The organism is Bacteroides sp. ET336 (genome assembly GCF_024733815.1).
GTDB lineage: Bacteria > Bacteroidota > Bacteroidia > Bacteroidales > Bacteroidaceae > Phocaeicola > Phocaeicola cellulolyticus.
Window position 1 is genome coordinate 246,764 of record NZ_JANRHK010000002.1, and the last position, 20,092, is coordinate 266,855.

Annotated in this window: 20 protein-coding genes; 11 read left to right on the forward strand and 9 right to left on the reverse strand. The window is 40.9% G+C overall.

Going from position 1 to position 20,092, the window contains the following annotated elements; translation table 11 throughout:
- Window positions 1–31: 31 nt before the first annotated feature.
- From menB to NW213_RS03895, 4 genes are read right to left on the reverse strand one after another with little or no spacing between them, the layout of a single operon-like run.
- Window positions 32–853, reverse strand: coding sequence for a 1,4-dihydroxy-2-naphthoyl-CoA synthase (gene menB / locus NW213_RS03880; protein WP_154043278.1), 822 nt, complete (start codon window positions 851–853; stop codon window positions 32–34).
- A gap of 7 nt (window positions 854–860) precedes the next feature.
- The gene (gene menD / locus NW213_RS03885; RefSeq protein WP_258321901.1) at window positions 861–2,525 is read right to left on the reverse strand and encodes a 2-succinyl-5-enolpyruvyl-6-hydroxy-3-cyclohexene-1-carboxylic-acid synthase; all 1,665 of its coding nucleotides are present in this window, start codon (window positions 2,523–2,525) and stop codon (window positions 861–863) included.
- A 49-nt stretch (window positions 2,526–2,574) separates the two neighbouring features.
- Complete coding sequence (locus NW213_RS03890) at window positions 2,575–3,690, reverse strand: isochorismate synthase (protein WP_258321902.1); 1,116 nt, start codon at window positions 3,688–3,690, stop codon at window positions 2,575–2,577.
- Complete coding sequence (locus NW213_RS03895; protein ID WP_258321903.1) at window positions 3,687–4,112, reverse strand: PaaI family thioesterase; 426 nt, start codon at window positions 4,110–4,112, stop codon at window positions 3,687–3,689. Before NW213_RS03895 ends, NW213_RS03890 begins: the two co-directional genes overlap by 4 nt.
- A gap of 211 nt (window positions 4,113–4,323) precedes the next feature.
- Between NW213_RS03895 and NW213_RS03900 the strand changes: the two genes are divergently transcribed.
- Both NW213_RS03900 and NW213_RS03905 read left to right on the forward strand, forming a co-directional pair.
- Complete coding sequence (locus NW213_RS03900; protein WP_258321904.1) at window positions 4,324–5,664, forward strand: MATE family efflux transporter; 1,341 nt, start codon at window positions 4,324–4,326, stop codon at window positions 5,662–5,664.
- Between the two features lie 52 nt (window positions 5,665–5,716).
- Window positions 5,717–6,295, forward strand: a complete 579-nt coding sequence (locus tag NW213_RS03905) for a Crp/Fnr family transcriptional regulator (protein WP_204393898.1) — start codon at window positions 5,717–5,719, stop codon at window positions 6,293–6,295.
- A 7-nt stretch (window positions 6,296–6,302) separates the two neighbouring features.
- Here the strand turns inward: NW213_RS03905 and NW213_RS03910 are convergent, their stop codons facing one another.
- Window positions 6,303–7,016: a LytTR family DNA-binding domain-containing protein gene (locus NW213_RS03910; RefSeq protein ID WP_258321905.1), complete on the reverse strand. Its 714-nt coding sequence runs from the start codon at window positions 7,014–7,016 to the stop codon at window positions 6,303–6,305.
- 2 nt (window positions 7,017–7,018) lie between these two features.
- Window positions 7,019–8,065, reverse strand: a complete 1,047-nt coding sequence (locus tag NW213_RS03915; protein WP_258321906.1) for a sensor histidine kinase — start codon at window positions 8,063–8,065, stop codon at window positions 7,019–7,021.
- Between the two features lie 59 nt (window positions 8,066–8,124).
- Here NW213_RS03915 and NW213_RS03920 point away from each other — a divergent pair, with 59 nt between their 5' ends.
- Together NW213_RS03920 and NW213_RS03925 are read left to right on the forward strand one after the other, a co-directional pair.
- Window positions 8,125–11,052, forward strand: a complete 2,928-nt coding sequence (locus tag NW213_RS03920) for a TonB-dependent receptor (RefSeq protein WP_258321907.1) — start codon at window positions 8,125–8,127, stop codon at window positions 11,050–11,052.
- An 81-nt stretch (window positions 11,053–11,133) separates the two neighbouring features.
- Window positions 11,134–11,424, forward strand: coding sequence for a hypothetical protein (locus NW213_RS03925; protein ID WP_258321908.1), 291 nt, complete (start codon window positions 11,134–11,136; stop codon window positions 11,422–11,424).
- Between the two features lie 117 nt (window positions 11,425–11,541).
- Here the strand turns inward: NW213_RS03925 and NW213_RS03930 are convergent, their stop codons facing one another.
- The 3 genes from NW213_RS03930 to NW213_RS03940 form a co-directional block, all read right to left on the reverse strand.
- Window positions 11,542–12,099: a DUF3332 domain-containing protein gene (locus tag NW213_RS03930; RefSeq protein ID WP_235339135.1), complete on the reverse strand. Its 558-nt coding sequence runs from the start codon at window positions 12,097–12,099 to the stop codon at window positions 11,542–11,544.
- Between the two features lie 92 nt (window positions 12,100–12,191).
- Window positions 12,192–13,256: a DUF4831 family protein gene (locus NW213_RS03935; protein ID WP_258321909.1), complete on the reverse strand. Its 1,065-nt coding sequence runs from the start codon at window positions 13,254–13,256 to the stop codon at window positions 12,192–12,194.
- 19 nt (window positions 13,257–13,275) lie between these two features.
- On the reverse strand, window positions 13,276–14,793 hold the full coding sequence (locus NW213_RS03940; RefSeq protein WP_204393888.1) for an NAD(P)H-hydrate dehydratase: 1,518 nt from the start codon (window positions 14,791–14,793) through the stop codon (window positions 13,276–13,278).
- A gap of 156 nt (window positions 14,794–14,949) precedes the next feature.
- On the opposite strand from NW213_RS03940, the gene hpt reads away from it, so the two are divergent.
- From hpt to NW213_RS03975, 7 genes are all read left to right on the forward strand, one after another.
- Window positions 14,950–15,489, forward strand: a complete 540-nt coding sequence (gene hpt, locus NW213_RS03945) for a hypoxanthine phosphoribosyltransferase (RefSeq protein WP_235339132.1) — start codon at window positions 14,950–14,952, stop codon at window positions 15,487–15,489.
- Between the two features lie 122 nt (window positions 15,490–15,611).
- Window positions 15,612–16,181, forward strand: a complete 570-nt coding sequence (locus NW213_RS03950) for an adenylate kinase (RefSeq protein WP_154043290.1) — start codon at window positions 15,612–15,614, stop codon at window positions 16,179–16,181.
- A 157-nt stretch (window positions 16,182–16,338) separates the two neighbouring features.
- A complete protein-coding gene (obgE, locus tag NW213_RS03955; RefSeq protein WP_258321910.1) occupies window positions 16,339–17,520 on the forward strand; it encodes a GTPase ObgE in 1,182 nt (393 codons plus the stop codon).
- Window positions 17,520–18,329, forward strand: a complete 810-nt coding sequence (gene pgeF / locus NW213_RS03960) for a peptidoglycan editing factor PgeF (RefSeq protein WP_258321911.1) — start codon at window positions 17,520–17,522, stop codon at window positions 18,327–18,329. The genes obgE and pgeF overlap by 1 nt, the downstream gene beginning before the upstream one ends.
- Window positions 18,330–18,397: 68 nt before the next feature.
- Window positions 18,398–19,060: a B3/4 domain-containing protein gene (locus tag NW213_RS03965; RefSeq protein ID WP_154043363.1), complete on the forward strand. Its 663-nt coding sequence runs from the start codon at window positions 18,398–18,400 to the stop codon at window positions 19,058–19,060.
- Window positions 19,061–19,110: 50 nt separating this feature from the next.
- Entirely contained in the window at window positions 19,111–19,302 is a 192-nt protein-coding gene (locus NW213_RS03970; RefSeq protein ID WP_154043293.1) for a hypothetical protein, read from the forward strand.
- Window positions 19,303–19,423: 121 nt separating this feature from the next.
- Window positions 19,424–19,942 carry an outer membrane beta-barrel protein gene (locus NW213_RS03975; protein WP_154043294.1) on the forward strand — a complete coding sequence of 173 codons (519 nt, stop codon included), beginning with the start codon at window positions 19,424–19,426 and terminating at the stop codon, window positions 19,940–19,942.
- Window positions 19,943–20,092: the final 150 nt, after the last annotated feature.

Consider the following 20,092-nt stretch of genomic DNA (forward strand, 5'->3'; position numbering starts at 1 on the left):
AGATAATGACGTCTCATCTTTTTTTCTTGAATTAAGGCATTTTAGGGAATTTGCTCCAGTCCGGTTTACGCTTTTCCAAGAAAGCCTTTCCACCTTCCTGTGCTTCTTCGGTCATGTAATACAGCATTGTGGCATCTCCAGCCAGTTCCTGTATTCCTGCCTGACCGTCGAGTTCGGCATTCAGACCAGCCTTAATCATACGAAGTGCAAGCGGGCTGTGTTGCATCATTGTTTCTGCCCATTCCACAACCTCGTCTTCCAGACGGTCGAAAGGAACAACCTTATTTACAAGTCCCATTTCAAGGGCTTCCTGTGCAGAATACTGACGGCAGAGGAACCATATTTCGCGAGCCTTTTTCTGACCTACCACGCGGGCAAGGTATGAAGAACCGAAACCGGCATCGAAGCTACCTACACGAGGGCCTGTCTGTCCGAATATGGCATTCTCAGATGCTATTGACAAGTCGCAAACTACGTGAAGAACGTGTCCGCCGCCGATAGCATAACCGTTTACCATCGCTATCACAGGTTTAGGAATGGAACGTATCTGCTTCTGTACGTCAAGCACGTTGAGGCGTGGCACACCGTCTGTTCCGATATATCCTCCGTGGCCTTTCACATGCATGTCGCCGCCTGAACAGAATGCTTTGTCGCCGGCACCGGTCAGTACTACTACATTGATGTCCTGACATTCGCGGCAGATAAGCAGTGCATCGCTTATCTCGGATGTAGTTGTAGGAGTGAATGCATTTCTGTATCGCGGACGGTTGATAGTGATTTTTGCTATTCCGTTATAGAAGTCGAAAAGAATATCCTGATATTCCTTTATGGTTTTCCATTCTCTTTTTTCCATGATGTAATTATTTTTTCAGATTGTGATAATACTTTTTAAGCAGTTCTATGTCCTTTTCTTTCTCTGTAAATACTTCGAGCAGCATAGGACGGTTTGTTACGGACGGTTCAAGGAAACGTGCAGTGGCGCTGTTCAACTCTTCTTCATTATGAGCTGACAGATATTCTAAACCGCGGTCCTCAGCCCATGCCTTTGCCGATGCAGTGTGTGTGGCTGTCACGAAACGGCGTGCATTGTCGTGCAGTTCCAGTCCCGGCAGTGCGTGGAAAATCTCTCCACCGCTGTTGTTGAGGAGAAGAATGCGGATATTCGAACCGTAGTTATTGTTCCACAAGGCATTCATGTCGTAGAAGAAACTCAGGTCGCCTATGATGATGAAGTTCAGCTTGTCCGATGCAGTGGCATAGCCTATGGCTGTTGACAGTGAACCTTCTATACCGTTCGTTCCTCTGTTTGAGAGAATCTCTACATCCTGAGGAACATCGAAAAGCTGTGCGTATCTCACTGCCGAGCTGTTGGCAAGGTGCAGTGAACATGGTGCCGGCAGTCCTGTTATAACCTTTCCTATGGCACTCATCTCCGAATATTCGAATTCAGCTTGAGGTATGGCTTTCGACAGAGCTTCCCACTGGCGCGGATATTCCGGAGTGCGGTTTTCCATGCGTGATGAAATCTTTTCGAGGAACTCAAACGGGTCCATCTCGATTATGGTAGTAAGAGAGCCGTAGAGATCCATTACTTCACCGTCGGCAGATACATGCCAGTGTTCTACAGGCGGATGGCGGCGAAGGAATTTCTTCAGACGCTTTGATATGATATGTCCTCCGTATGTGATTAGCAGTTCCGGACGCATCTTCTTCTGTGCCTCGAAGTCCATCGAGCAGAGAAGCGGTTCAATGTTTTTGATAGGCATTCCCGGTATGGTGCGGTTGCTTATATTCTCGGAGAACCATGCGAAGTGCTTGTATAGCAGTTTGGTATATTTCTTGTCGAACAGATAAATCAGGTTCATCTGACCTACTACCATCATTCTGCGCTGATATTTGTTCAGGCGTTCGATAAGCGGTTCGTAGTCCTTGTCGTAAACGCTAAGTCCCTGATATCTGGTGATGACTCTTGCATTCGGCAGCTCGTTTACAGGAAGGAGGAAGAAAGGATCGCTGACCGGTACATTTATATGAACAGGGCCTTTTCCGTGATGGTTAAGTTCTAGAAGTGCTTCGTTGATCAGGCGGTTGCAGTACCATTCGTCCTCGTCGGTGTTTACTTCCGGCAGGTTGACGGATTTCTTTACAAGATTTCCGAAAACTCCAGGCTGAGGCAATGTCTGTCCGTCCATCTGACCTATCCATGCTGCAGGACGGTCGGCAGATATTACCACCAGCGGAACTTGCTGATAGAAAGCTTCTGCCACTGCAGGATGAATGTTCAGCAGGGCTGTACCCGAAGTACAACAGATAGCTGCCGGGCTTCCTCCGTGGAGGGCAAGTCCGAGTGCAAAGAATCCTGCACTGCGTTCATCGGTTACTGGATAGCAAGTGAACTCTGGTATATTGGCAAGTGTCTGCACAATAGGTATGTTGCGGCTACCGGGGCAAAGTACTATCTTCCTTATCCCATGTGCTTTAAGCAGGGCAGCCAGTTGTAGTATGCTTTTCTTATCGGTGTACACTTTGGGAAATTAAAAATTAATAATTAAAAATTATGAGTTGTTGGTTCTATCAACTGATAACTAACTTTATAGTCTTCATCTTATGCTGCGTCTCTTCCCATTCCGAATTGGCGTCAGATGAAGGAAGGATTCCTCCTCCGGCGTATAAAGTTGCGTAATTGCCGCTTACATTCAGACAGCGAAGATTTACATAAAGTGTTGTATGTCCGTTCGGATCCAGCCATCCTATAATTCCGGAATAGTATTTCCTGTCGTAACCTTCGTTTTCGATTATGAAATCGTATGCCTTGTCTTTTGGAAGTCCGCATACAGCAGGAGTCGGATGCAATGCATCAAGTAGATTGCCGAGTTCTGAAGTTTTTTTCAGTCCGAACTGGAAATCGGTTCTCAAATGGACAAGTTGTCCGGCACGTGTAGTATAAGGACCTTTTATGGCAATTTTACTGCTGAATTTCTTTATTACTTTGTTGATATATTCGCTTACGAAGGCCTGTTCGTCTTGTTCCTTTTTATGCCACTCGGTTGGCATTACTTCGCCCTGCATAGGCATTGTACCTGCCAGAGCCACTGTATTCCATGTATTACCCTCGCCGCTGAGGATTATTTCGGGGGTACTGCCTATCCATGTGCCGCTTACCGGTGTGTGCGACAGCGAAATCATCATGCGTGGGTAGCTGTTGCAGGCTGTGATGAAAGCTTCTAAAGGAGAGAAATTGTCACTTAGTGTATATCCGGCATTTCGCGAAAGCACAAGTTTGCTGAAAGTCTTGTTTTTCAGAGGACCTATAAATCTGGAAAAAGTTTCGATATATGTTTTTTTCAGGTCTGGTTCTGTCTGCGATATTTCAGATGATGTAGTATGACCGGAAGGGCGTTCTTCGATAACAACATTTGAAATCTTCTCTGTTATTTCGTCCCAGCCGGAAGCTGTAACGTCAGGTCTGATTATTACTCCTGGATGGTCTTCAGTAAAACGGAAAGGAGATATGACGAATCCCTTTTCTCCATTAAGTTCCTTTAGGTTTGCGAATACGTGGTTTTCTCCGCCATCCTGCATTACTAAAATAGGTGTATCTGTCCACGGAAGGCGATAAATGGCGAACGACTTGTCGCTGCAAGTCATTCTGTCAATAAGTTTATGTATTTGTGAATCAGGTTTGTTCATATCCGTTTTTTCACTATTTGATTAACTATTCTGGCTGTGGATACCAGTTTCCCTTCTGGGGTTGTTATGTCTATGTTCCATATGTGTGTTGTTCTTCCGCGGTGTATCAGTGTGCCGGTGGCTTTAACATACGCTCCTTTTTCCACTTTAACCATTCCTACATGGTTCGCGCTTACCTGAATGCCGCACGGCATTTCATTGGGTGAGCATAACGGCACAGAACCGTGACCTGCCATTATTTCCGCGAGAGCAAGTGACGCCCCTCCGTTCAGTATGCCGAAGGGTTGGCATGTGCGGTGGTCAACAGGCATGATGGCTGTAACTTTCCCTTCTTCCATACTGGTAAACTCTATACCAAGATGTTCTCCCATAGAGCCTTTTAAATCGGGAATAGCATTTGCAAAGTTTTCGCAGTCTTGCATATTCTTTCAGTTTTTATCCGAATGCAAAGTTAATAAAAAAAGTGATTTATGGAAGTATGTTGTAAATCTTAATTATAGCCTTGTCTCTTTATAAGAAATATCTTTTGTAAATATAATTTGCCTACAGATATTTCAGGCTTGGTTTTTTATCATATGTTAATTTTCAGAACAACTCTTTGGGGTAACTTTGCGCCTTGAAAAAAATGATAGTATGAAAGATAGTATTGACTTTGGAAAAATGGATGTATCGAAGTTGTTCGTTAAACTTCTGATACCTACGGTGATGGGAATGGTGTTTTCTGCCATATTTATCATAACAGACGGAATTTTTGTGGGAAAGGGCATAGGCAGCGATGCACTGGCGGCCGTTAATATCACGGCTCCGCTGTTTCTGATAAATACCGGTGTGGCGCTGATGTTCGGTATAGGTGCTTCGGTTGTGGCGTCTATACATTTGTCGCACGGTAAAATCAAGGTGGCACGTATAAACGTGACTCAGGCTGTGGTGGTATCGTCATTGCTGCTAATACTTTATGCTTTGGCTATAATGCTGAATCTTGAGGAGGTGGCATTGTTGCTTGGCAGTTCGCAAAGGCTTTTGCCCTTGGCTGTGGAGTATATGAACTGGTTTATCCCATTCCTGGTGTTCAGTGCAATGCTTAGTTCAGGAATGTTTTTTGTCCGTCTTGACGGTTCTCCCAATTATGCCATGTTCTGTAATATCATACCGGCTGTCATCAATATAGTTCTGGATTATGTCTTTATTTTTGTATTAGGTTGGGGTATGTTCGGGGCAGCGCTTGCTACAAGTCTTGGATATATAGTAGGTGCGGCTATGATTCTGATATATCTTTTTAACAGGAAAAATGTCATACATATGGTGCGGGTGAAACTCAGTCGGAAGAGTCTTATGCTCACTGCACGTAATGTGGGATATATGTGTCGTCTTGGGTTATCTACTTTTTTATGTGAAGGCGCAATCGCTACAATGATGTTTGTAGGTAACTATGTGTTTATGCGCTACACTGGCGAGGACGGTGTGGCTGCATACAGCATAGCTTGTTATTTCTTCCCGATAATATTCATGGTATATAATGCGATAGCCCAATCTGCACAACCGATACTGAGCTATAATTTCGGTCAGGGTAATAATGTCAGGGTTAATCACGCGTTTAGGCTGGCTCTTTTTTCGGCTGTAGGTTTCGGTGCGGTTGTCATTGTTTTGACTGAGATTTTTTCTCCTCAAATTGTTTCCATGTTTATAGATCCTGCATATCCGGCATACAATATAGCCGAAAGCGGACTTCCTCTGTTTGCTTCCGGATTTATCTTTTTCGGAATAAATATGGTTTCAATAGGATATTTCCAAAGTGTGGAGCGCGATCGTCCTGCAATGGCTGTAACCTTATTGCGTGGATATATCCTTATTTTGGTATGTTTTTGGATTATGCCTGAATTTCTTGGTGTGCCGGGAATATGGCTTTCTGTGCCTGCTGCGGAGTTTGTCACTTTCCTGTTTGTCATTACCATTTATTGCAGAAGAAAGAGATAGTCTTGAAAGTTATGTTTATTTTTGCATCAGTGAATTTAATTAGTGATATTTCATGAGGCAGTTTATTGATGCTTTTTGCAAGAGATACAGTGCTACGGAAAAGGAGTGTATGAAACTTGTTGATAATATGGAAGAAGTTTGTTTCCGGAAAGGTGATTTCCTTGTTCGTGCTGGGGAGACAAACAGTTCGTATTATCTTATTAAGGAAGGAATATGGCGTGGATATATTCTTCGCGATGGGGAGGAACTGTCTGTATGGTTTGCAATAACAGGGGAGACTGTTTTTTCCAGTTGGGGATATATGGCAAACCGTCCGTCGCCTATCTACATAGAAGCCATTACCGACAGCACGCTTTACAGAATAAGCAAACAGAATATGGAGGTGTTTCTCAATTCTTCGATAGAGAGTGCAAACTTGGGAAGGAAACTTGTGGAACAGGACTTTCTGGTTGCAGAAGAACGTATTGTCGCAACAGGTTCTATTCCACAGGCTAAAGAAAGATATCTCGATCTGTTGAAACGCGATCCTATGCTGTTGAAGCATGTGCCTTTGAAATATATAGCATCCTATCTGTTCATCACTCCGCAGTCGTTGAGCCGTATTAGAGCCGAATTGGCAAAAGAAAAATAGAATATCCTTACGATTTCATTTCGCCTACACGGTTTATGAACTCATCGGCATATACACGGCCGATTGGTATTTCCACTGCACGGTGATAGAGTGTGAGTTGGCGGCGGGTATAATTTGCCACTTTGTGCAATGGGACTATATACGACTTATGTACACGCATGAATCTGTCCTCTGGAAGCATTTCCATGATTGATTTCATGCTGGTTTGCGAAAGAACAGGCCTGTCATCATCTGTGAGATAAATCTTGATATAATTGTCCATAGCTTCGATATACTCTATCGAGGCTATTTTTATTTTTACGTTCTTGTATTCCACTTTCAGTGTTATCTCTTCCTCTTCCGTAAGTACTGGGGCGGCGGAAAGGCTTTCCAGCTTTTTCATCCTGCGTACCCTTTCTATAGCCTTTTCGAAACGGGAGTATGAGAATGGTTTGTGAAGATAGTCTATAGCATTCAGCTCGAATCCGTCAACGGCATATTCGGCGTAGGCGGTAGTGAATATAAGATATATGCCTGCCGGAAGTTCGCGTGCTATGTCAATACCGTTTATTCCTCCCATTTCTATGTCGAGGAATACTATATCCGGTCTGGAGGACTTTACTTTTTCAAGTCCTGTTATCGGGTCTGTATATGATGTCACTTCAAGGTCGCCGCAGCGTTTGCAGAACTGTTCTATAATACTCAAAGCTACCGGCTCGTCGTCTATTGCTATACACTTCATGCTCATTTCAGTTTTAAGATAAGGTTTACGGTGAAAATTCCGTTTGTATTGCTTATTTCCAGATTGTGTTTACCAGGATATAAAAGCTCAAGTCTTTTCTTGCAGTTGGATATACCTATTCCGGGTTCCTTGTTTTCCGGTTTTGGGTTCACTGTATGGTTTTCTGTGAAAAGCGTCAGTGTGTCATTGTTTACTTTCAGGCTTATTATGATGTCGCTTTCTATGTGCGAAGATGCTCCGTATTTCAGTGCATTCTCGATGAAAGTTATAAGTATCATCGGTGCAATCCTGGTATTTTTTGCAGATTCGTCGGCTGAATATGAATAGTATATATGTGTACGTTTTTCGTCTATGCGGTTCTTTTGCAATTCTATGTACTGGCCGATATATTCGGCTTCTTCCTCAATATTTACAGTGTCCTGTGTTGCCTTTGTGTACATATATTTTATCAGATCAATGAACTGCATGAAGGCTGTTTCTGCCTTCTGGCTTTGGGTTATCATCAGTCCGTATAGGGTGTTCAGGGTGTTGAAAAGGAAATGCGGATTAATCTGTGCCTTGTATAGTGCCAGTTCGGCTTTCTTTTTCTCGAATTCGCTTGCTTGTCTTGCCATAATCTGCTTGTACAGTTCTGTCAGAAGACCTACGGCTATGCTGAAACATACTGTTACCAGATACATGAACCATGTACCTTGCTGATGTTGCTTTATTCTTGTTATGTTCATTGCCTTTTTTATGAATTTGTCCATTCTCGGTTTGTGGCCTCTGAAAGGAAAATCCATCTGGTACTGTGTGATAAGCCATGTAATGAATATTGTGCCTAATAGAACAGCTATTGCTATAAGCAGATGTTTTCTGTCTTTAAGTGCCATAGGGACACTGATTTGCTTGATACAGAAATATACGGCATAAAGCCATACTATCAGAGTAATAACAAAGAGTGAATTGCTTTCCAGCCATTTGTCAACAGGAAGCATCATCATCATGGCGGGGAGTAGTATGATACAGAAAAATAGGTCAATGCCTATAGGTAAGTACTTGTTGTTCATATTGTATAGAGTTATAATGCAAAAGTAAAATAAATATGCCGAAAAAGCGAATAAATGAAATGTTAAAAATCGGAGTTTGTCGTTTACCACTTGAAGTGTGTCGTTCGCCACTGCATTCGTCTGGAGGCGTTTTTCGTAGCTTATTCTTGAGTAGCTTTGTCTCAGAAACGAAAAATTTAACATTATATGAAACTGAAACTTTTTACATCTATTGCTTTATTGTTAGTGCCGCTGATGTTGGTGGCACAGGGGAGGGTTACGGTGAGCGGGACCGTGACAGACAAGAATACCGTGAACCGCTGCCTTCGGCTACGGTAAGTATAGCACCATCTTCGGATAGGGATGCGAAGAAATATACTTCTACGGATCTTGATGGAAAGTTTTTATTTAAATCCGTATCGTATGACAGTTATGTGCTTGAAGTTACATACGTCGGTTATAAATCAGACGAGAAAAGATTGAAAGTTACTGATAAGAAAGACAGTTATATTATTACTTTTAAACTCGATGAGAACGCTTTGATGCTTGGTGAAGTGTCTGTACAGGGACGTGCTACACGTGCCGAACAGAAAGGTGACAGTCTGTTCTATAATGCCGAGGCGTTTAAGGTGATGCAGGGAAGCTCGGCAGAGGATCTGTTGTCGAAGATGCCTGGTATAGTTGTTGAAGGAGGAACAATACAGGCACAAGGTGAAGATGTGAAAAAAATATTGGTAGATGGAAAAGAGTTTTTCGAGGGTGACGTAAATCTTGCCATAAAAAACTTGCCTTCTGACGTCATAGCAAGTATTGAGGTGTTTGATAAAAAGAGCGAGCAGGCCGAATTTACCGGTTTTGACGATGGAGAGGAAGTAAAAACCATCAATATCATAACAAAGGGTGGATATCGTCAGGGTACTTTCGGTGAGGTTTCTGCCGGATATGGTACTGAAGACAGATATAAGTTGAATGGTAATATAAACTTCTTTAATGATGACCGAAGAATTTCAGTTCTTGGAATGTCTAATAATGTCAATCAGCAGAATTTCTCTCAGGAAGACCTTGCCGGAGTTATGTCGTCATCAGCCAAAGGTGGTGGTCGCGGAAGACGTGGCGGTGGCGGCGGAGGAGGCCGTGGCGGTTCCGGAGGAGGAGGTAATACCTCTGATTTCATGGTAGGCAGCATGGGAGGTATCACTTCTACAAACGGTGTCGGACTTAACTACGTTGACAAATGGGGTGAGAAGGTCAATATCACAGGAAGTTATTTCTTTAACCAGTCTGAAAACCTTACTCAACAGCGGACTGAGCGTGAATATTTTGAATCTGTGCTTTCAGGTATGACATACGACGAATATCAGGAAAAGACAATGGAGAATTGGAATCACCGTTTCAATATGAAGCTTGATTACAGGATTTCGGACAGAACATCGCTCCAGTTCCGCCCTACATTGAGCTTTCAGAATAATGATAATGTATCAGTGCTTGACGGACAGAATATGATAAGCGGACAGACCGATACTGAGACACATACCAATACTAATGGTGGTACTGATGCATATAATCTTGGCGCTGATATTATTTTACGTCATCGCTTTCCTGTTGAAGGCAGAACATTGTCGCTTATGATGAACGGTAAAATGAGTAATACTGAAGGTGGTACTTATACAGACTACCTGAATACATTAAATATGGTGTCGGGTACACCTCAGACAGAAGAGTACAGTCAGTACAAGAACACAATGAACAAACAGTACAGTTTCCGTTCTAATCTCAGTTATACGGAAAAACTGACTGACCATATGCAATTGCAGTTAGGGTATAAGTTTTCATATTCGGATTCGGATTCAGACAGGAAAACTTATATGAAATCGTCTGTGACAGATCTTTATGATCAGTTGGATGAAAGTCTGTCAAGCGTATATCAGACTGGATATACAACTCATGCCGGTAATGTAGGGCTTCGTTATCATGCCGGAAAGCTGAATGCCATGATTGGAGCAGATGTGCAGTGGTCGGAATTGTCGGGTGATCTTATATATCCTAGTCCGGACAGAATGAATAACAATTATTTCTCATTCCTGCCTTCGTTCAATTTAAGATATTCGTTAGACAGAACAAATTCGTTTATGCTGAGATACAGAAGCAGTTCGTCTTCTCCATCTGTTACTGATCTTCAGAGTGTAGTTGATAACTCAAATCCTCTCTTCCTTTCGACAGGTAATCCTGACTTGGACCAGCAGATTTCGCATACGGCAAATCTCAGATACATCCGTACCACCAAGACAGGACATACATTCATAGCAATGATTGGAGGTACAGAGAAACTAGGTTATGTAGCAGATAGTACTTTTATAGCTAAAGAAGATATACAGATTTCAGATAATGTTACTCTGAATAAAGGTTCGCAGTTCACCAAACCTGTAAATATGGACGGATATTACAGTCTGCAGTCAATGATTACATATGGTTTCCCGTTCGACTTGATTCGCAGTAACATCAATTTCAGTGTATCGGCTAACTATTCTAATGTTCCTACCATTTTCAACGGTGAGAAGAGTAAGACAAACGAATTGAACATCATCCCGAAAGTGATTATAGGTAGCAATATCAGTCAGAATCTGGACTTTACTGCTTCCTACTCGGCAGGAATAAACAAGATATACAGTTCATTAAACACAGCCAGCGGTACAGGTGATTATATCACTCATAACGCTGCAGCCAAGTTGGGTTGGACATTCTTTTGGGGACTGACATTCCGCAGTACATTCAATTATATAGGTTATACAGGGCTTGATATCGGTAATGAAGATTATTTCCTATGGAATGTGTCATTGGGAAAGAAATTCCTGAAGAACAACGCGGCGGAAATAAAGGTCGAGGCTTTCGATATCCTGAAGCAGAACCAGGCATTCACGCACAGCACTGGAAGCAACTATTACGACTATATAAACAGCAATGTGCTTAAACCGTATGCAATGGTAAGTTTTGTATATACAATCCGATAATGACAGGAAGGCTTTTGCAAAACTCTTGCAAAGCCTTTTAAACAAGATAATTATATATTTATAAATCAAAATTTAAACAGTATGAAAAAGATTTTATTTTTGGCCTTAATGGCTGTTATGTGCTTCCAGACAATAGATGCACAACGTAAAGGTGGAGAAAAAAGAACTCCGGAACAGGTAGTAGAGAATTTGGATAAAAAGCTGGAACTGACAGATGAACAGGAAAAACAGATAACAGATTTATATAAAGATTTTTTCAATCAGAAAGTGTCGCGTGAGGAGAGAAAGGCAAAGATGGATGAATTGAACTCCAAGATTTCTTCATTATTGACTGACGATCAGAAGGCTAAATTTGAAAAAAATGAAGTCTGAAAAGAGAAAGAGAACAAAATAACAATTGATATTACATGCTCAAAATAAAAACAGGCATCATAAAAAACACTATTTTTATGATGCCTGAAAGTTTTTGTGTACAATTTAAACGAGATATTATCTTGCGGCTGTAAACAGAGTAGTTTGTGAGCCGCTGAGAGCGCGTACTGAAGCCAGACCTTGCTGGTCAGGAAGAACTGTTACAGTGTTTCCGTCCTGCAGTTTCACTGTTATTGTTCCGTCTTCGTTCATTGTCATAAGTTCGTATGATTCACCGTCACACAATGCATTCCATGTACGGTTTTCCTGATTGTAAACCAAATCGATAGAAACGTCTTCTCCCTTTTTAGAGATGCTGTATCCATTTTCGTTTGTTCTGATGAGGTATTCACCGTTTTCGCCTTTTACTGTTTTTGTAGTACCAACGTCAGCCAAAGGGTTTGATCCGCTCCAGAATTCAATAGAGTTGAGAACTACAACGTCAGCAAAGTATGCAACACCATAAACTGGAATAATATTAAATGCCAAAAATACTAACTCGTTTACAAATTTGTTACCAATACCTTGATTCCAGTCTTTTAAGTTGTTCCATAAAGCAAAAGAACCGATACATGAAGAGAATAGCAGGCTTCCACCTAGTAAAGCGCATGCTACTTTAATTTTTAGTTTTTTCATAATCTACGTATAAATAGTTGTATTAATATACTATACGCAAAGTTAGACTATTTTTTCTAAAAAACAAATATTTTATCAATATTCTCTTTTAATTAATCTTTGTCTATTTTTTGTATCCCTCCAGTAACAGTATCGAAGATTACACGTGTGTTTACTTTCTTATTAAAAAGATCGTTCACCAGTAACTCAGTATTGCCAAACTGTGCAAACATCATATTATTATCTTCAAATAATGTCTTTCCTTTAAATGTAAGCATTACATTTGCTTTTGCTGGAATATTGTATATAATGCCTTTAGGAGCTTTTTTCTTTTTGCCATCTTCACTGTCTGCAGCAGATGTTTGTGCCGGATTGATGTTCTCAATTTTTATGTACATAGGTTTACCTGCAAGATTGTCTGATGACAATACTCCCAGTTTTTGTGAAAATCTCATGACCACTTTTTCAGTGGTATCGCCTTCCGGAAGAATGACAGCTGTAAATAGTTTGTCTTCTCTGGTCTTTATTCCAGTGAACATCTGTACCAATGCTTTTTCCTGTTTTTCCAGATTGTCCATTATCAGTTTTAGTGAAGCACCGTCCTTAGGCATAGTGTCCGCCTGTCCTCTTAGAATAAGATTCTTGCTTTCACGTATGTTGTAGATTTCTTTTGCTGTAAGCTCTGCCATTTTAGCTGTAGAACCGGCAGTAATAATTTCTTCTGTCATGTATTTTCTTCCATCTTCTGCGCGTTGTGGCATTTCCAGAATATATTCTGCTTTTGCAGACTTTGGTGCAGAAGTGTTTATAGCTTTTATAATGTTGTTGTCTGTAACCTCAATATTTGACATTACACTTTTATCACTGAGTTTCATTATATAAGCTTTGGTAGAGTCTGGTATTCCTACGGGGCGTACTTCTATTTTTTTTATTTCCCAGTCTGTTGACGGCTCGGATGTAACATTGTTTATTCTTAAATACCTGTTAGCGTATTGACAGAAATCTCCTGGCGTATATTTTACTTTTGTTGCAATGACATTTACTTCTACAGCTGTTTTAGGTAAGAAAAATGCAATACCTTCTCCTTCTCCGGGAGTATAATAGTCAACATTCTGTGCGTTAGCGCCAAAAGCATAGGCTGTAACTAAAGCCAATGCCATAATTCCTTTTTTGTTCATAAGCTATAGTTTTTGTTTTTTATCTTTTGTTTGAAAGTTGTTTCCATGCTTCCGGTAATGAATTGATAATGTCGGATGCATTCATGCTTATTTCTCCAAATTTCTCTGCAGCTATATCTCCTGCCATTCCATGCAGATATACTCCCAAAAGACATGCTTCCTTAGAGGAATATCCTTGTGCAAGAAGTGATGTCAATATACCGGTCAGAACATCGCCGCTGCCTCCTGTTGCCATGCCAGGATTGCCTGTCGGGTTGAAGTGACATTCTCCTTCCGGAGTTATGACTACACTCCATGCTCCCTTGAGTATTATATATATTTGCAGATATGATGCCAGATCCTTTGCTTTTTGTATTCTTTCGAAACTGTTGCTGCATCTTCCTACGAGTCTTTCAAGCTCTTTTACATGTGGTGTAAGGATAGAACCTTTTGGTACGCAGTTCAGTTGGTTTCTGTAAGTACTTAAAGCATTTATTGCATCGGCATCTATTACGGCTGGTATATAACATTCTTTTAATTGGTTGATTATAGCTTGTGCCGTAAATTCTTCCTGTCCCAGTCCAGGGCCTATACCGAGTGCCTGATAGCTGTCCAGATCTATCACTTCGGCAAAGAATCTGTCGTCCATGTCGTCCTGTGCCATTGCTTCAGGAACGCTTGCCTGTAAAAGAAGGTGGTTGCATACAGGTGTATGTACTGTAAGTAGTCCTGTACCACATCTCAAACAACTTTTGGCAGACAGTACTGCTGCACCTCCCATTCCGTATGAACCGGCAATTATCAGCGCATGTCCGAAATTGCCTTTATGTGCAAATTTCTTTCTTGGTCTGACTATTTCGGCTACTTCTTTCTCTTCTATTATGTAATTGCTGCTTTCTGCCTGTTTTGAAAATTCTTTGTTGATACCGATGTCAAGAACTTCAAGCTCTCCAATCAAGTCTTCGTTTTCAGCAAAAAGGAATGACAGTTTTGGCAGGTTTATTGTAAGCGTAAGATTAGCTTTGATAATGTTCTGACGTATGTTTCTGGTATTGTCCTCGCCCATCATTCCAGATGGAATGTCTATAGATACAACTTTGGCAGGAGAGGCATTAATATATTGCACTACGGCAGCAAAACCTCCGCTTAAAGGCATGTTCAGTCCTGTGCCGAAGAGGCCGTCGATTACAATGTCGTCTGCCGAAAGTTTCGGCGGGTCAAATTGTGTGCTTACTTCTGTATAATTTGTAAATCCGCATTCCTGAAGTCTCTTGATGTTTGTGAGGCAATCTTCCGACAGGTTACCTTTAATATTGAATAGTACTACTTGTACCTGATAGTTCTTCAAGTGTAACATGCGGGCCACAGCTACAGCGTCGCCCCCGTTGTTGCCCGGACCGGCAAATACAACTATCCTGTGTGATTTGTTCCATCTTCTGCATATAGCATCTGTTATCAGGCTTGCGGCCTTTTCCATTAGATTGATGGATAATATAGAATCGTGCTCTATAGTGTAAGCATCGGCTTCTTTCTGTTGTGCGCAACTTAAAATTTTCATTACTTCTTAAAATGGTATTTTGTTGGTAAAAGTAGTAAAAACATACGAACTATACGCTATTTAATCTTCAAAATATACTTAAATACTTAAAAGGTAGTGTTGACATTTGTCGAAAATTGCGTAAATTTGTCCGCAATTTTAATTTTGCATAATTCTATGAGTACTATTCGGATAAAAGACAAGTCGTTTACTACATTTATTACTGAAGATAAGATATTGAAAGAAGTATCGCGTGTAGCAGATGAGATTAATCGTGATTTGGAAGGAACAGAACCGCTGTTTCTCAGTGTTTTGAACGGTTCGTTCATGTTTACAGCCGATTTGATGAAGCGTATCAGTCTTCCATGCGAGATTTCGTTTGTGAAACTGGCTTCATATGCAGGAACATCTTCTACAGGGAAGGTGAAAGAACTGGTCGGTCTGAATGAAAATATAGAGGGAAGGACTGTTGTTATAGTTGAAGATATTATAGACACTGGTTTCACTATGCAACGTCTCGTGGAAACATTACGTTCAAAAAATCCAAAGGATATACGTATAGCTACATTGCTGGTAAAACCTGACAAGTTGCAGGTAAATCTGGATATTGATTATGTGGCAATGAATATTCCTAATGATTTTATAGTAGGCTACGGTCTTGATTACGACGGAAAGGGACGTAATTATCGAGACATATATACAGTAGTCAATGAATAGTGAACAAGGCTTCAGTTACAAGTTAATAGAAGGTTCCCGTCCGGATGGTAACCTTGTTAACTCGTCAACTTGTCAACTCGTCAACTGATAAAAACTTATATAAACTCAAAAACTTAAACAAAATGTTGAACATCGTAATTTTTGGTGCTCCTGGATCAGGTAAAGGAACTCAGAGTGCACGTATAGTAGAAAAGTATGGTTTGAACCACATTTCAACAGGCGACGTTTTGCGTGCTGAAATCAAGAACGGAACAGAACTTGGTAAAACTGCAAAAGGATATATCGATAACGGTCAGCTTATTCCTGACGCATTGATGATTGATATCCTTGCAAGTGTATTCGATAGCTTCAAAGATAGCAAAGGTGTAATCTTCGACGGTTTCCCACGTACTATCGCTCAGGCAGAAGCTTTGAAGGAAATGCTTAAAGTTCGTGGTCAGGAAGTTTCTATCATGCTGGATCTTGAAGTTCCGGAAGATGAACTGATGACTCGTCTTATCAAGCGTGGTCAGGAATCAGGACGTGCTGATGACAATGAAGAAACAATCAAGAAACGTCTTGTAGTTTACCACTCTCAGACAGCTCCGCTTATCGACTGGTACAAGAACGATGGCAAATATCAGCACATCAACGGTCTTGGAACTATGGACGGTATCTTTGCTGACATCTGTACTGCAATTGACAAACTTTAATTTATAAGAAGGTAAAGGAGTTAGAGAAGTTAAAGGAGGTGAAGAAGTTGTATTGCCTCTCAACATAACTTCTTTAACTTTTCAAATTTACTTCTTTAATTATCCAATCTAACTTCTCAAAATTCTCAATCTAACTTCTCAAACTTCTAACAAAAATATGGCTGAATCGAATTTTGTTGATTATGTAAAAATCTACTGCCGCTCCGGTAAGGGAGGTCGCGGCTCTGTACATATGCGTCGCGAAAAGTATGTGCCAAACGGTGGTCCCGACGGGGGCGACGGTGGTAGAGGAGGTCATGTAATTCTGCGTGGTAACCGCAATTACTGGACGTTGCTTCACCTGAAATATGAACGTCACGTGTTTGCCGAGCATGGAGGTAATGGCTCCAAGAACAAGAGCTTCGGTAAAGACGGTGCCGACAAGGTGATAGAAGTGCCGTGCGGTACTGTGGTTTACAATGCTGAGACCGGAGAGTATGTGTGCGATATAACAGACCACGGTCAGGAAGTAATTTTGCTGAAAGGCGGACGCGGAGGCTTGGGTAACTGGCATTTCCGTACAGCTACACGTCAGGCTCCACGATTTGCACAGCCGGGAGAGCCTATGCAGGAAATGACGGTGATACTGGAATTGAAACTGCTTGCTGATGTAGGTCTTGTAGGTTTTCCAAATGCCGGAAAATCAACTTTGCTTTCCACTGTATCTGCAGCACGTCCTAAGATTGCCAATTATCCGTTTACAACACTTGAGCCTAATTTGGGTATAGTGTCATATCGTGACGGAAAATCATTCGTTATGGCAGATATACCTGGTATAATAGAAGGAGCAAGCGAGGGTAAAGGACTCGGACTTCGTTTCCTGCGCCACATAGAGCGTAACTCACTTTTGCTTTTCATGGTGCCTGGTGATACAGATGATATACGCAAAGAGTATGAAATATTGCTGAATGAGCTTGCAACGTTCAATCCTGAAATGCTCGATAAGCAGCGTGTCCTGGCCATAACAAAATGCGATATGCTAGACGATGAGCTTATCAGCATGCTTGAACCGACATTGCCTGAAGGTGTTCCTCATGTGTTTATATCTTCTGTGGCGAATATGGGAATTCAGCAGCTTAAAGATATCCTTTGGGCAGAGCTTAACAAGGAAAGCAATCTGCTTGAGACTGTAAGACGTGATGCAATCGTACATCGTTCGAAAGATGTTTCAAAACTTCAGCAGGAACTTCAGGATATGGGAGAGGATGAAGACTTTGAATATGAATATGAGGATGATGCTGACGATGATTTCGAATATGAATATGAAGAAGAAGATTGGGATGACGAACCCGAAAAATAATGAATAACTTATTTTCAACAGATAAAAGAATGTTAGTGTACGGTTTGAACGAATCGTATGCTGACATTTTTTGTTTCTCTACCACTCGACATGGCGGATATAGCACCGGACAGTATTCATCTTTCAACTGCAACCATTATTGCGGTGACAATCCGGAAAATGTAGAACGGAATAGAAGCCTGCTGGCTGATATAATGCCGTTCCGCCCAAATACATTCGTGATACCGCATCAGATACATTCTACGGAGATACGTACAATAGACAGCGACTACCTGAATTCTGATGAGACTGTAAGGAAAAATATGATTGAAGGCGTGGATGCCGTTATAACCAATCTTAAAGGTATATGTCTGTGTATATCCACAGCCGACTGTATCCCTGTGCTTTGCTATGATGTACGTAATAAGGCAATTGCGGCAATACATGCCGGATGGCGCGGTACGGTGGCACGTATAGTGGAGAAAACTCTGAGAAAGATGCATGAAGAATATGGAACGCGGATGCAAGATGTAGTAGCAGTTATAGGTCCGGGCATTTCTTTACAGTCTTTTGAGGTTGGCGATGAGGTTTATCAGGCTTTTCAAGATGCCGGATTTGATATGAATGTTATATCACGGAGATACTCAAAATGGCATATTGATCTTTGGGAAACAAACAGAATACAGCTTATTTCAGCCGGAGTAAATCCGGATAATATAGAAGTGAGCGGAATATGTACATATACCGCAAACGAAGATTTCTTTTCTGCCCGCAGGTTAGGAATAAATTCAGGCAGAATTATTTCGGGGATAATTCTGAAAGATGAATAATTGTTACACCATATATTTCTGTGTAAAAGTATAAAACAATTTTGAAAGCGTTTATGGAAAATAGAAAGATAAATATTGTTGTTTCAGACGAACTGAAACAGGCTTGGCCGGGTTTTCAGGGAGCTGCAGTTTTTGCCAGAGTAAAGAATTCCGGTTATAATGAACAGTTGTGGAAACGCATAGACGAGTTTACGGAGCTTTACCGTTCTAAATATACCACAGATTCCATAAAGGACATGCCATCGATACAGGCAACACGTCAGGCATACAAGAAATGTGGTAAGGACCCTAGCCGTTATCGTCCGTCGTCCGAAGCATTATGCCGTCGTATCCTTCGTGGTATTCCATTATATCAGATAGATACTTTGGTGGATCTTATCAATCTGGCTTCCATAAATTGCGGACATTCCATAGGAGGTTTTGATCTTGATAAGATACAAGGCGATGAGCTGGTTCTTGGTATAGGTAAGGCAGGCGAGCCTTACGAAGGTATAGGCAGAGGTGAACTGAACATTGAAGGTATGCCGGTATATCGTGATGCTGTTGGAGGGGTAGGAACTCCCACAAGTGACAACGAACGCACAAAGATAACTGCCGGTACAACCAGACTTCTTGCTATAATGAATGCTTATAGCGGCAAGGAAGGACTGGAAGAGGCCGTAGGTTTTATGGTCGATTTGCTTAAAGAATTTGCCGAAGCAACGGAGATAGAAATCATTTATTTCAGTTAAGAATGAACATTTAATCTTTTTATTGGTTATACATATATAAATACAAGATTATGGATATAGAAAAGATATTGACAGAAGGTATAATCTTCAAGGGAGCAAAATCTCCTGCAGCAAAAAAAGAAGAGAAGGTTAAGACTAAGGCGAAAAAGAAAACCTATATTACCGGACTTCATAATTCCGGAGCTGCAAAGATGAAAGCAGAGATACGTCGTCGCAGAGCAAATCGTCATAAAAACGGATAAACTGTTCTGTTTTTAATGTATTGATTAAATTTGTCAATCTAATGTTATTTTTATAACATATTTTCCCGAAATTTGTTTTTAAATAAAAACTGAATAGTTTAACAACTAAAAAATGAGAATTATGAAAAAAGTATTAATGACTTTATTCGTGTTGTTTGCAGTAGTTACTGCTTACGCACAGGAAATGTATGTTGGTGGTGGAATCGGTTTATGGAGAGATACTGATGCAGAGAGAACTTCTTTCTCTATCAGTCCTGATTTCGGATATGAGTTGAATGGGAAATGGGCTGTTGGTGGACAACTGATACTTGATGTTGCTGGAGGTGAAGGTCCTTCAACTACAGCTTTTGCTATTGCGCCTTACGCACGTTTCTCTTATTATGAGAATGATATTGTACGTTTGTTCCTTGATATGGGATTTGGCGTTTCTGTCAACAAAGTTGCTCACAGTGATGCAGATGCTGGATTTGAACTTGGTGTTAAACCTGGTTTGGCAGTAAAGCTTAATGACAATTTTAGTTTCATAACTAAAGTTGGTTTTGCAGGATTCCGTCAAGACTATAGAAATAGTTTAAAGGATGGTTTCGGAGTATATGCTGATGGCGAAGCAATCTCAATCGGTATAGAATACGCATTCTAAAAAATAGCAATTCATACGTTTAAAAAAACGACAGTTCATTTTAATCGAGACGTATTGTTCCCTTGATTAAAATGAACTGTCGTTTTTTTATCTCCTATTTTGTAGGATATATCATTAAATTCTTTAATTTTGTCTTTACTGATAAAATAT